We start from the raw sequence: 12,719 nt of genomic DNA on the forward strand, positions 1-12,719 counted from the left end.
GATGCGGTTCGACGACCTCTCGGTCGGTGACGAACTGGTCCGAACCGTCGAGGACCTGCGCGGCGACGACATGAAGCTGATCGCCGCCCTCTTGCAGGACCCGTATCCCCCCCACTACGACCCGCGTCGGGCCGAGGAGTTGGGCTACCCCGGGCTACTGAACCAGGGGCCGGCGAACCTCGCGTACATGCTCCAGCCCATCGTCCGGGAGCTCGGTGCGCCGTCGGACCTCGCGAGCTTCGACACACGCTTTCACGACATGGTGTTCGAAGACGAGACCGTCACCGTTACCGCCACGGTCGAGGAGAAACGCCCGGCCGACGACGACGGCCTCGTCGAGTTCAGTGTCGTGCTCGCGAAGGAGAACGGTGAGACCGCCGTCGACGGGACGGTGACGGCACGGTTCAGCGACTAACCGGTCCGAGCACGGCGGCCGATGTGCCACAATCACCCAAGCATTAATGCCCGATTCTCCCGAGTCGGTGGTATGAGCAACCAGCAGCCCCACGCGGAGTCCGCGGCACTCATCGAGCGGGCGAAGCGGGTGACGCCCGGAGGCATCAACTCCACCTCTCGGACGCAGATGATGGAGGACAGACAGGGGAATCCCGTCTGCTTCGAGGAGGCCAGCGGGGCCGAGCTCGTTGACCGGAGCGGGAACCGCTACGTCGACTACAACAACGGGTGGGGCCCCATCATCCTCGGGCACTGTGACCCGGACGTGAACGAGGCGGTCGCACAGGCGACGGCGAAACGCGACATCGTCGGGATGAGCACGAGTGAACTCGAAGTGCGGGCGGCCGAACTCGTCGCCGAGCGCGTCCCGAGCGCCGACAAGGTGCAGTTCGGGACGACGGGGTCGGAGGTGGTCGCCCACGCCATCCGCACCGCCCGTGCCGTGACGGGGCGGGAGAAGATCATCAAGTTCCAGGGGAACTACCACGGCTGGTACGACCCGGTCGCGCTCAACTACATCTCCGAGCCCGAGAACCTCGGCCAGCACGACCTCATCACGACCGGGATGCTCCCGGAGGCCACCGAGGAGACCATCGTCCTCCCGTACAACGACCTCGCCGCGGTCGAGGCGGCGTTCGAAGAACACGGCGACGATATCGCGGGCGTCATCCTCGAACCGGTCGCGCACGACATGGGCTGTGTGCCGCCGGTCGACGGCTACCTGCAGGGACTGCGTGACGTGACGGACGACCACGGTGCGCTCCTCATCTTCGACGAGATCATCACGGGCTTTCGTCACGGTATGGGCGGCGTCCAGGAGCGCGAGGGGGTCGAGCCCGACCTGACCACGATGGCGAAGGCCGTCGCGAACGGCTATCCGGTCTCGCTGCTCTGCGGGAAAGACGAGTACATGCGCCAGTTCGGCCCCGGAGCCCGTGGCGGGAGCGTCTACTTCGCTGGCACGTACAACGCCCACACCGGCGGGATGGCGGCCGTCGTCGAGACCATCACCCAACTCGAAGAGCGGAACGTCCACGAGCGGTTCGAGGAGGTCCGTACGACGCTGACCGACGCCATCCGTGACCACCTCGCGGACGCGGGCGTCGAGGGGTTCGTCCAGGAGTACGGCGGCGTCTTCGCGACCTACTTCGGCGAGGGCCCCGTGACGAAGTACCGGGACCTGCTCGACCTCGACGACGAGAAGTTCACCGAGTACCGTTGGGAGATGATCGACCGCGGCATCCTGATGGTCTCGAAGTTCCCGCGGGCGAACCTCTTGAACGCGAGCCTCACGGACGAACAGGTACAAGAGACCATCGACGCCGCCGGGGAAGCGATCCGCGCGGTCTCGGAGTGAGCGACCGAGATGCCAACGACACAGTACAGCGTCGCCGACCGGACGGCCATCGTAACCGGCGGCTCCAGCGGCATCGGCCGCACCATCGCGGAGCGGTTCGTCGCCGACGGCGCAGACGTCGTCGTCTGCTCGCGCGAGCAGGAGCGCGTCGACGAGGTCGCAACGGCACTCGCCGATGCGGACGGGGAGGTCCACCCCGTCGAGTGTGACGTTCGCGACCGGGATGCGGTCGACGCGCTCGTCGACGCAACCGTCGACACCTTCGGTGGCGTCGACATCCTGCTCAACAACGCCGGGGCGAACTTCTACAGCGAGTTCGACGACATCAGCGAGAACGGCTGGCAGACGATCCTCGACATCAATCTCACGGGGACGGTCAACTGTCTGCAGGCCGCAAGCGAGGCGCTCCGCGCCGGCTCCGGCGGGGCCGTCGTCAACCTCTCGAGTTTCGTCACGCACTTTCCCAGCCCCAACCAGAGCCACTACGGCGCGGCGAAAGCCGCCGTTTCACACCTCACCAAGACGGTCGCGTTCGAGTGGGCGTCGGCCAATATCCGGGTCAACGCAGTCGCTCCCGGCGTCGTGCTCACCCCCGGCGTGAAGCACGTCCTCGACAAGGACGTCGACGCCGTCCCGGGCCGGGAGACGGTCGATCGGCAGGTCGGCTATCCCGAGGAGGTCGCGGACCTCGTCCAGTTCCTCGTCAGTCCCGCGGCGTCGTACATGACCGGCGAGGTCGTCGACATCCGGGGCGTCCCGCAGAGCCTGAACCTCGACGACCGGTTCCCCTGAGACGGGGCCTACCGGTCGTACTCGGGGTCGCGCCCCTCGCGCAGCGCGGCGACGGCCTCCTCGTGTTCAGGGTCGTTCACGCACTCCCACTGGTAGTCGATAGCTCGCTCGCAGTGTTCGTCGAAGGAGGCGCCAGCGCCGACCAGTCGATTGGTCCGCTGGACGGCGACGGCGGGCTTGTTCGTCACCGTCTCGGCGAACTCGTGGGCGGCCGCGACGACGTCGTCTGCGACGCCGCTCACCAGCCCCAGGTCCTCGGCCGCCTCGGGCTGAATTTTCTTGCCCGTCAGGAGGAACTCGCGGGCTTTCGACTCGCCGATGAGCTTCGGGAGCAGCCACGCGCCGCCGTCGCCGGGGACGAGCCCGACGTTGACGAACCCCTCCGTGAGATAGGCGTTCGGGCCGATGTACCGGACGTCACAGGCGAGCGCGAAATCACAGCCCGCACCGACTGCGGGGCCGTTGACCGCGGCGACGCTCGGTTTGCCGAGCGAGCGAAGCTGGCGAACCACGTCCTGGACCTCGCCGAGGAACGCCCCGTACTCCGCTTTGGACTGGGCGGCCCAGTCGGGCATCGTCGAGACATCGGCACCGGTACAGAAGCCGTCGCCGGCACCGGTCAGCAGGAGCGAGTAGACGGCGTCGTCCCGTTTGACACGCCCCAGGGCGTCGTTCATCTCGGCGATCATCGCCTCGTTGAACGCGTTGTACACGTCCGGGCGGTCGAGCGTCAGCGTCGCGATTCCGTCGGCGACGTCGTAGGAGATGTGATCGTACACGTAGACGGCTACTCGGGCCGTGGTCTTTGTCATTACGGAGGGGCTGTGTGTTGCCCGCTGGAGCTGGGGAACAGTTGCGACCGCTGGGTCCGTCAGGCCTTGAGGAGGCTGTGTCGGTAGGTGCCGTGGTGGTCCTCGAGGACGCGCATGATCTCCTCCATCGTCGCGTAGGCCTTCACGGCGTCGATGATGGGGGGCATGACGTTCTCGTCGTTCTCGATGGCCTCGGAGAGCGCATCGAGCGTCGCCTGCACCGCCTCGTCGTCGCGCTCTTCCTTGACCTGTTCGAGCCGGTCGAGCTGGGTTTCGGCCACCTCGTCGCTGACGTGCAGCAGGTCCGGGTCCGCCTCGTCGTCGATGGTGTACTGGTTGACCCCGACGACGGTCTCCTCGCCCGCCTCGACCCGCTGCAGGTGTTCGTACGCCGAGTCCTGTATCTCGCGGTCGAAGTAGCCCTCGTCGATGCCCTTGAGCACGCCGTCGCGGACGGAGCCCTCGCCCATCTCCTTGATCTCGTCGATGTACCCCATGATCTCGTCTTCCATCTCGTCGGTGAGCGCCTCGATGGCGAAGCTCCCGCCGAGCGGGTCGACGATGTCCGCGGCCCCCGACTCCTCGGCGATGATCTGCTGGGTACGGAGCGCCACGCGAACGGCCTCTTCGGATGGAAGCGCGAGCGCCTCGTCGTAGCTGTTCGTGTGGAGACTCTGTGTGCCGCCGAGCACGCCCGCGAGCGCCTGAATCGTCACCCGGACGATGTTGTTCAGGGGTTGCTGCGCGGTGAGTGACTGGCCGGCCGTCTGCGTGTGGAACTTCAGCCGCTTCGATTCGGGGTTGTCGGCGTCGTACCACTCGTCCATCACGCGGGCGTACACCCGGCGAGCGGCCCGGAACTTCGCGACCTCCTCGAAGATGGAGTTGTGTGAGTTGAAGAAGAAGGAGAGCTGTGGCCCGAACTCGTCGACGTCGAGCCCGCGGTCGATGGCGTCCTCAACGTACGCGAAGCCGTCGGCGAGAGTGAACGCAGCCTCCTGCGCGGCGGTCGACCCGGCCTCACGGATGTGGTAGCCGGAGATGGAGACGGGATGGAACCGCGGCGTCTCCTCGATGGCGAACTCGATGGTGTCGGTGACGACGTCGAGCGAGGCTTCGGGCGGGAGGACCCACTCCTTCTGCGCGATGAACTCCTTCAGCATGTCGTTCTGGAGGGTGCCGCGAACCTCCTCCCTGGGGACGCCCTGCTGGTCTGCGAGCGCGATGTACATGGCGTAGATGACCGCCGCAGAGGGGTTGATGGTGAACGACGTAGAGACCTCGCCGACGTCGATGCCGTCGAACAGCACCTCCATGTCGCGGAGGGTGTCGACCGCGACGCCCTCTTTGCCGATCTCGCCCTCGCTCATCGGGTTGTCCGAGTCGATTCCCATCAACGAGGGCATGTCGAACGCGGTCGAGAGGCCGGTCTGCCCCTCGTCGATCAGATAGTGGAACCGCTCGTTGGTCTGCTCGGCCGTGCCGAAGCCGGCGAACTGCCGCATCGTCCACGTCCGCCCACGGTACATCGTCGGGTACGGCCCTCTCGTGTACGGCTCCTCACCGGGGAACCCGAGGTCGTCCTCGAAGTCCACGTCAGCGATGTCTTCGGGGGTGTACAGCCGGTCGACCTCGTGGTTCGAGACAGTCGCGAATCGCTCCTTCCGCTCCCCACGCTCGAGAAACGGTGCCAGCGTCTCGTCTTCCCACTCCTCGCGAGACGCTCGAATCGCTGCTAGCTCTTCTTCGTCGAACATCGATACTGGATGTCGCACTCGTCCGGACAAAAGCATTTGCGCTCCGGCGGTACCTAGCAAGCTGCGAGAGCGGACGACGCTGTGACAGCGGGGCCGACCCACCGCGTCAGTTGTGCCGGCTAGGCATTCTTTAGTTGGCGTGCGGACCGAGGTGGAGCTATGCGACTCGCCCTACTGGGTGGTACTGGCGATATCGGCGAAGGACTGGCGCTTCGGTTCGCCGCAGACACCGACCACGAGCTAGTCATCGGCTCGCGTGACGCGGCGAAAGCCGTCGCTCGCGCCGAGGACTACGAGACGTATCTCGCCGACCACGGCATCGACCGCGAGCTCGACGGCGACGACAACGCCGCCGCTGCGGCGGACGCGGACGTCGTCGTCCTCGCGATTCCGCCCAACCACGTCGCCGACACCGTCGAACAGCTCACCGACGCCGACGTCCTCTCCGACCAGTTGCTCGTCAGCCCGGCCGTCGGGATGAAAGGCGACAAGGATGGGCTCCACTACAACCCGCCGTCGACCGGCAGCGTGACCGAATACGTCGCCGAGCGTGCGCCCGACGGCGTCTCCGTCGCGGGCGCGTTCCACAACCTCGCGGCCGACCGCCTGGCCGACCTGGACGCGACGCTCGAGTCGACACGCTGGTCGTCGCCGACGAGAGAGCCGTCTGCGAGCGTGTCGTCGACCTCGAGAACGAACTCGACGGAATCAGAGCACTCGCCGCTGACCAGCTCGCGAACGCGACCGAGGTGGAGAGCGTGACGCCGCTCGTCATCAACATCGCCCGCTACAACGACGAGATGCACGACGTCGGCGTAACGTTCCACTGACCGACTCGGCGACCGGTGTGGCCGCGCTCTACCAGCGGGCACGTTCGTTCCTGTCGGGGACGGTGGCAGTATACGGCGCGGCATTGGTGCGGACGCCTCCGAACGCGGAGGCACCGCTCCCAGTGAAACGATGTACCTAGACGCCAGCGTTCGCCTAGCGTAGCGTATACCCGATTCGTCGGGGTACGAGGGACCACCTGGAACGTGACGGCCACAGGATGACTAACGGTGAACCCCACTGCGCGTCGTGCACCAGGAGGACCCAACTGTCCACGAACCGGCCCCGTCGGGGGAGGATTCAGGACATTGTTGCTGCATCTAGTGCGTTGGTTTCCGGATAACGCGAACAGCCTACCGCCACGCGATTCCTCGTTCGTGCAGTTCTCGAGGTATTTTCCTGTGTCGGTTTCTTGTGTGAGAAGTGGTACCACACCGAGTAGTTTCGCTCCGTCCACCGAGTAGATTCCGACATAACCGGAGGATTGCAGGCAAACCCCGTAGAATGCGCCGGTTAACCGGTCGTACTTGCCACATGTGAGGTAGTCGTAGTACTCGGCTTCCCGAAAGTGAACGCTTCGGGGGAAGTAATCGTGACTGTGAGCAGTTCCAGGCATACGACCAGAGGAGAAGTCCCGATATCGAGAGACAGGTCCCGCACTGACCCACTCCAGAGCTCGGGTTCCCGAGATCCAGCGGTAGCGATTATTGTCTCTCCGATCACGACCTGACGCAAAAATCGACCAACCAAACGCCTCCGGTATTAACGGATTATTGCAGATGGTAGCAGGCCGCTGCAGTCGAAACAAGGGAGACCCAAAGTAGAAATAATAGATGTACAGTTGTTATTTTAATTGGACCATACACGAGAACCGAGGGACCACTTCAATGATTCATTGCCAACACAACACCCGTACGAACGGCCGACAGCCCCAGTTGTATGCGCATGATTCCCAACGGTTCCGGAATGGCCGGAAAGTTGTTTGCTAACAATACACACAGAATCATGCCGAAAAAATGCATTCTACCGGCTACAAGAGCTATCGCGCATGAGTTCGGGAATTGAAGCGGTTCGTACAGAGCCGAGTAGCTCCGGTATTACCGAACAGACCGGCTGCACGCGGAGCACTCTCGGCGATTCCGCCGGGGACAGCACCACCGTTCCGCATCACCGGAGATCGGCCAGTCGCATTTCAGCGCCGTTCACAAGCGATACAGATCCGGGGAGACCGCATCCAGATTTCGAAGGGTAGATACGTATATTCCCCACCGCCAAGAGGTAGCGAGTAGCGGGGTACGTCCTTACCCATCGGATTCCGTGGTGGCACAGTTCTCCGAGGGGAACAGACACTGTCCCGAGAACTCGCTCGCCACGTACGAGACACGTGGTTTCGACCCAGCAGGAGAGTCAACCGTGGGAGACGGCCGGGAGTACACCCACTCGCGGTGCCCGGTTCGGACGGAGCCGACCGACGTCGCCGTCAGTCCCGCTGGAAGTCGGCGACAGGGACGAGATTGTTCCGGGCGCGCTTGAGCGGCTGGAGGAAGTCCGTGGCCGGGAGCCACGGCATCTCGAAGTCGTCGGCGTCGAATTCGGTCTCGAGGGCCGACAGCAACGCGTCGTCGTCCTCGATGGCCTCGCCCTTGACGGCGGTGCTGAGGCGCTCGAAGGCACCGAACCCCGGCTTGTGGAAGGCGTCGCCGGTGAACTGCGCCGACTGGATGGTGCCGTCAGCACCGACCACGACGCTGGCCTTGATGAGTTTCCGGCCCTTGTAGGCCACCTCCGCGACGCGGTCGTCGTCATCGGCGGTTTCGAACAGGCGAGCCGTGCTGTACTTCTCGAACCACTCGTCGCTCCCGTAGTACTCCGCGTGCGTGTCGATGGTGTCCAGTTCCTGTTCGGTGAGCGAGCCGGGTTCCGGCTCGCCGCCGACGAGGCTGGCGAGGTTGTCCGCCGACTCCGCGACGATGGCCTCCAAGTCGACGTCGGGCGCCTCGTCCTGGAGCGAGGTCATCCGGCCGGCCGCGCTGTCAGTCTCCTTGTCCTCGAACTTCTCCTTCGGGAGCTGGAGCACCTCGTCGATGGTACCGAACACCTCCGGCTCGAACGTCCAGTTGATGAGGTTAGTGAACACACCCCAGACACCGTCCTGGTAGCCGGCGCCCGAAACACCGATCTTGCCGAACTGGCCACCGGGCTCGTCGGGTGCGAGTTCGACGTCGCCGCCGTCGCGGTAGACGGCGTCCTCGACGCCGGCGTCCCGGAGGGACTTGGCCATGGCCTCGCCGGCCAGGTCGATATACTCGGTCATAGTGTGCTCGCCCCGGTCCTTGAAGAACATGTACAGCACGGGGGAGTTGTCGCCCTGGAAGAAGCCTGTGCCACCGCTGACGTTGTACCGCCGGCCGTAGTTGACGCCGGCGGCGGCGGCGGCCTCACGGTCGATCAGCGATGCGTCCTCGACGGGGCCGAGTTCGAGAAACAGATCGTCGTCGAACGTCCAGTGCATCACGGTCGGCGGTGCCTCGTCCGCCGCGATGGCGTCCACCAGCGTCCGCTCGACTGCGGGATAGGTACTCGGCGCGACTTCCAGCTCGAGTTGGCGTACTGTCGTCATAGAGTCGTCCGGAATCTCGCTCGAATCGTGATATAAGTACCGACCACAGGGGATATGGGGCGTATCGACCGGCGGACAGGGCCGACGTCAGTCCGACCGGCAGCCTTCGGGTGGCGACGCACGAGCTACTGGCGCTCGCTCGGGGTGACGCCTAGGTCGAACGCGTCAGTCACGTTCGCACTCGAAACTGTCGGGCCCGAACGCCCGAGCGTCAACGCGAGTGCTACTGGCTGAGGTAGCCGCCGTCGACGTCGACCGCCTCGCCCGTGACGAACGAGGCGTCGTCGCTCGCCAGCCACGTCACGGTCGTCGCGACCTCGTCCGCCGAGGCCAGCCGTTTCATGGGGTGGAGCTCCTCGACCTGGGAGACCATCTCCTCGTCGAGGCCCTTCCGGAGCAACGGCGTGTCGACGAAGCCGGGACAGATCGCGTTCACGCGGACGCCCGTCTCACCGTTCTCGAGGGCCGCAGTTTTGGTCAACCCGAGCACGCCGTGTTTGGCCGCGACGTACGCCGCCGAGTTGGCGAACCCGACCTTGCCCAGCACCGACGCGTTGTTGATGATCGCGCCGCCGCCGTCCTGAGCTTGCATCTGGGCGAGTTCGGCCTTCATACACCGGTAGACGCCCGAGAGGTTCACGTCGAGCACGGCGTCCCAGTCGTCGTCGGGGTAGTCGACGACCGGCGCCAGCTCGCCATCGATGCCGGCGTTGTTGAACGCGACGTCCAGCCGGCCGTAGGCGTCGACGGCCGTCTCGACCATCGCCGCGGCGTCGTCGCCGTCCGTGACGTCGGCCTCGACGAACGTTGCTTCGCCGCCGTCTGCCTCGATCGTCTCGACTGTCTCGCGGCCCGCCTCGACCGAAACGTCCGCGACGACGACGCTCGCCCCGCGGTCCGCGAACTCGTAGGCCGTGCGTTCGCCGATTCCACTGCCCGCACCTGTGACTACCGTAACTGCCTCGTCGATGGCCACCATACCGCGAGGACGTTCGCGGAGCCACGGTATAGCGTTTGGGTGCCGTGAGCTGGCGGCGCTGGCAGCCCCCACCGGGCCCGTGGTCAGTCACCGGTCGGTAGCCCGTCGGCGTGGGCTCCGTGGTCCGGCACGACGTGGCGGCGTGTGCTGTCGGGCGACCGGGCGTTCTCACGGGTTCTAGGGCATGGGAAAGATATAAACGACAATCAACCACATCGGGAAACGGATTTCAATGGCAGCATCCGCATTAATCGAGTATCTCGTGTTCGGGATCACGATAAGTTCCTTGTACGCGCTGGTTGCGATCGGGTTCACACTGATTTTCAGCATCCGAGGAATCGCCAACCTGGCCCACGGTGCGCTCCTGATGGCCGGTGGCTACTCGGTGTTCCTGCTGGTGAGTAGCGGTGTGCCGGTCACACTGGCGCTGCTCATCACCATCCCCATCGGATTCCTCATAGCCGTGGTCCTCTACAGAGGGATGGTCAAACCGATCGAGAACCAGCCATTGACCGCGATGATGGTCACGTTACTGATCGCGTTCCTCGCCGAGGAGTTCGTCAGGAACTTCATTAGCGACTCGACCCGGACGGTGCCGCCAATCATCGAGGGCGTGACAGCCATCGCTGGCACGCCGATAACCTACAACCGGATACTGGCGTTCGTGGTCTCGGTCGTGCTGGTCGTGGGCGTCTGGTACTTCGTCACGCGGACCTACACCGGCCAGGCCATCCTCGCGGTGAGTATCGACGAGAAAGGGGCGGCCTCCGCGGGCATCAACATCGACCGGACGAACCTGCTCGTCTGGGGGATCGCCGGCGCGCTGGCTGTCGTCGCAGGCTACTTCTGGGGGTCGCTGAACACGCTGGCGCCGGGAATGGGGCTCGACCCGCTGCTGTCGGCGTTCGTCATCGTGGTCATCGGCGGCCTCGGCAGCGTCTCCGGGTCGGTCCTCGCGGCCTACATCATCGGCCTGCTCGAGACCAGCGCCGCGTTCCTCATCGACCCCGGGGCACAGGGCCTGTTCAGCTTCGGCGTCCTCATCCTCGTGTTGCTGTTCCGGCCACAGGGGCTGTTCGGCAACCGCAGTCTGGAGTTCGATTAGCATGAGTGGAGAACAAGCTGCTGACGACGTGACGTTGAGTGGACGCGTGCCCCACCCCAAGTACATCCTGGCGGCAGTGGGGCTGGCCAGCCTGTTCGTGATGCCGGCGGTCCTGTCGACGTTCCACCTGTTCGTCCTGGGCTCGATCTGCTTTATGGTGACGTTCACCATCTCCTGGGATTTCTTCACCGGAAGTACCGGCTACTTCAACTTCGCGCACATGGTGATCGTCGGGTTAGCCGGCTACTCCAGTGCACTGTTGCACACCGAACTTGGCTACGGCCTGATAATCTCCATACTGGCGGCGACAGCCATCGCTGGCGCCTTCGGGACCATCGTCATCGCGGGGCCCACCCTCCGGCTCTCGGGCATCTACTTCGCGGCGCTGACGTTCATCCTGCCAGTGTACGCCAAGGAGGTCGTGGTCCTGTTCGGCGACATCACCGGGGGGCTGCCGGGCTACCTGTACATCAGCCCGCTCGGACCGAGGCTGAGCGAACTCGTCCCCCTGAACGTCAGCGGGGACCTGTTGCTGTACTACACGTCGGTGATACTGTTCACCCTCGCGCTCGCCGGCTTCGTCGTCCTGTCAAAGTCCCAGTTCGGGAGCGTGCTGCGGGCCATCCGCCAAGACGAACTGCTGCTGTCGTCGATCGGCATCAACCCCACCAAGTTCAAGATCGCCGGCTTCGCCATCACGGCGGTGGTCGCCGGCTTCGCGGGGTCGGTCTGGACGCACTTCCTGGTGACGCTGACGCCCGCGACGCAGCTCTCGATCCAGAACATGGTCGACATCGTCATCGCGGCGACGATCGGTGGCATCGGAACGATCGTCGGTCCGGCGATCGGGATGTTCCTCATCAAGTTCATCGACCAGGGCGTCGTCATCCTCCAGAACGAGGTTATCGGCCAACCGTTCGGAATCGCGCTGGTCGAGTACCGCCGTGGGTTCACGCTGATCGTCGCGCTGCTGTTCTTCTACGTGTATCCGAGCGGTCTCTACCCCGCGATCCGCAGGCAGCTGGACAAGCTGACGTCCGGTAGCGGGGACGGGCAGTTGGACAGACTGACATCCAGTAGCGGAGAGGGGGAGGACTGACCGTGACCGGCTCGACGCTCCTGTCGGTCGAGGAAGTCTCCAAGCGGTTCGGCGGCCTGGTCGCGCTCGACGGTGTCAACCTGACGGTGAACGAGGGCGAGATCCTCGGGCTGATCGGGCCCAACGGCGCCGGCAAGAGTACGCTGATGAACGTGATCTCCAGCGTCTACCCGGTCAGCGGCGGCCGGATCGTGTTCGAGGACACCGACATCACGTCGGACTCGGTCCACACCAACGCCAAGCGCGGCATCGTCAGGACCTTCCAGGACTCGCGGCATTTCGAGGAGATCACCGGCTACGAGAACATCCGGCTGGCGGAGATCCCCGACAAGCTCCTTTCGTGGGACATGTACCTCTCGGTGCTGACGCAGCGTGAGGAGTCCCCGGGCGTCGCCCGTGCCATCGAGGAAGTCGGGCTGTCGCGGGAGACGCTGGCGAAGACGCCGACGGATATGACCCACCTGGAGCGCATCCAGCTGGCCATCGCCCGCGCGCTGACCCACGACCCCGAGTTGCTGATGCTCGACGAGCCGTTCGCCGGCCTCAGCAAGGAGGAGGTCGATATCGTCGCGGAACTCGTCACGCATCTCAACGACCTCGGCATCACCATCCTGCTGATCGACCACAACGTGGGGAAGGTGACTGCCGTCGCCAACCGGGTGGCGGTGCTCCACCAGGGCAGCATCCTCACGAAGGGAAGCCCCGAGGAGATCATCGAAGACGAGCAGATGCGGGCGGCGTACCTGGGCGAGTAGCTGTCGGTCTCCTTCTTCGGTGGGTTCCCTGGAATCGTCGTCCGATGCTCGGCTCTATCTGCTGAGCGTTCGGTCGTCCGTACTCCACCGGCTACCGGCTCGGGTGACCGCCGGCCACCGACGCCCGAGACGGTGACAGATGGACCGGCGTTGCAAAGG

The 12,719-nt window shown here is 64.9% G+C and carries 10 protein-coding genes and 1 pseudogene; 7 read left to right on the top strand and 4 right to left on the bottom strand.

What is annotated here, in order from left to right; translation table 11 throughout:
• The first annotated feature begins 1 nt into the window (after position 1).
• The 3 genes from NL126_RS03965 (at position 2) to NL126_RS03975 (ending at position 2,605) form a co-directional block, all read left to right on the top strand.
• Positions 2 to 415 (top strand): MaoC family dehydratase, encoded by a 414-nt coding sequence (locus tag NL126_RS03965; RefSeq protein ID WP_255197616.1) that lies wholly within the window; start codon positions 2 to 4, stop codon positions 413 to 415.
• 72 nt (positions 416 to 487) lie between these two features.
• Positions 488 to 1,813 (top strand): aspartate aminotransferase family protein, encoded by a 1,326-nt coding sequence (locus tag NL126_RS03970; protein WP_255197617.1) that lies wholly within the window; start codon positions 488 to 490, stop codon positions 1,811 to 1,813.
• A gap of 9 nt (positions 1,814 to 1,822) precedes the next feature.
• Positions 1,823 to 2,605: an SDR family NAD(P)-dependent oxidoreductase gene (locus NL126_RS03975; RefSeq protein ID WP_255197618.1), complete on the top strand. Its 783-nt coding sequence runs from the start codon at positions 1,823 to 1,825 to the stop codon at positions 2,603 to 2,605.
• 8 nt (positions 2,606 to 2,613) lie between these two features.
• Here NL126_RS03975 and NL126_RS03980 read toward each other — a convergent pair whose 3' ends face one another.
• Complete coding sequence (locus NL126_RS03980) at positions 2,614 to 3,384, bottom strand: enoyl-CoA hydratase/isomerase family protein (RefSeq protein ID WP_255197619.1); 771 nt, start codon at positions 3,382 to 3,384, stop codon at positions 2,614 to 2,616.
• Positions 3,385 to 3,476: 92 nt separating this feature from the next.
• Entirely contained in the window at positions 3,477 to 5,174 is a 1,698-nt protein-coding gene (locus NL126_RS03985; protein WP_255197620.1) for a methylmalonyl-CoA mutase family protein, read from the bottom strand.
• Positions 5,175 to 5,333: 159 nt separating this feature from the next.
• On the opposite strand from NL126_RS03985, the pseudogene npdG reads away from it, so the two are divergent.
• Positions 5,334 to 6,004, top strand: a pseudogene (npdG, locus tag NL126_RS03990) (NADPH-dependent F420 reductase).
• A 1,478-nt stretch (positions 6,005 to 7,482) separates the two neighbouring features.
• On the opposite strand, the gene NL126_RS03995 reads toward npdG, so the two are convergent.
• The gene (locus NL126_RS03995) at positions 7,483 to 8,622 is read right to left on the bottom strand and encodes a lipoate--protein ligase family protein (protein ID WP_255197621.1); all 1,140 of its coding nucleotides are present in this window, start codon (positions 8,620 to 8,622) and stop codon (positions 7,483 to 7,485) included.
• Positions 8,623 to 8,845: 223 nt separating this feature from the next.
• On the bottom strand, positions 8,846 to 9,601 hold the full coding sequence (locus NL126_RS04000) for an SDR family NAD(P)-dependent oxidoreductase (RefSeq protein WP_255197622.1): 756 nt from the start codon (positions 9,599 to 9,601) through the stop codon (positions 8,846 to 8,848).
• A gap of 232 nt (positions 9,602 to 9,833) precedes the next feature.
• Here NL126_RS04000 and NL126_RS04005 point away from each other — a divergent pair, with 232 nt between their 5' ends.
• The 3 genes from NL126_RS04005 to NL126_RS04015 are packed head-to-tail and all read left to right on the top strand — an operon-like array spanning position 9,834 to position 12,560.
• Positions 9,834 to 10,706: a branched-chain amino acid ABC transporter permease gene (locus tag NL126_RS04005; protein ID WP_255197623.1), complete on the top strand. Its 873-nt coding sequence runs from the start codon at positions 9,834 to 9,836 to the stop codon at positions 10,704 to 10,706.
• Position 10,707: 1 nt separating this feature from the next.
• Entirely contained in the window at positions 10,708 to 11,805 is a 1,098-nt protein-coding gene (locus tag NL126_RS04010) for a branched-chain amino acid ABC transporter permease (protein ID WP_255197624.1), read from the top strand.
• Between the two features lie 2 nt (positions 11,806 to 11,807).
• Entirely contained in the window at positions 11,808 to 12,560 is a 753-nt protein-coding gene (locus NL126_RS04015; RefSeq protein ID WP_255197625.1) for an ABC transporter ATP-binding protein, read from the top strand.
• Positions 12,561 to 12,719 lie beyond the last annotated feature (159 nt).

It is taken from the genome of Halorarius litoreus (assembly GCF_024362405.1).
Lineage (GTDB): Archaea > Halobacteriota > Halobacteria > Halobacteriales > Haloarculaceae > Halorarius > Halorarius litoreus.

Coding starts and splice junctions, on each gene's coding strand:
- NL126_RS03965 (WP_255197616.1), top strand. CDS start 2: ATGCGGTTCGACGACCTCTCGGTCGGTGACGAACTGGTCCGAACCGTC.
- NL126_RS03970 (WP_255197617.1), top strand. CDS start 488: ATGAGCAACCAGCAGCCCCACGCGGAGTCCGCGGCACTCATCGAGCGG.
- NL126_RS03975 (WP_255197618.1), top strand. CDS start 1,823: ATGCCAACGACACAGTACAGCGTCGCCGACCGGACGGCCATCGTAACC.
- NL126_RS03985 (WP_255197620.1), bottom strand. CDS start 5,174: ATGTTCGACGAAGAAGAGCTAGCAGCGATTCGAGCGTCTCGCGAGGAG.
- NL126_RS03995 (WP_255197621.1), bottom strand. CDS start 8,622: ATGACGACAGTACGCCAACTCGAGCTGGAAGTCGCGCCGAGTACCTAT.
- NL126_RS04000 (WP_255197622.1), bottom strand. CDS start 9,601: ATGGTGGCCATCGACGAGGCAGTTACGGTAGTCACAGGTGCGGGCAGT.
- NL126_RS04005 (WP_255197623.1), top strand. CDS start 9,834: ATGGCAGCATCCGCATTAATCGAGTATCTCGTGTTCGGGATCACGATA.
- NL126_RS04010 (WP_255197624.1), top strand. CDS start 10,708: ATGAGTGGAGAACAAGCTGCTGACGACGTGACGTTGAGTGGACGCGTG.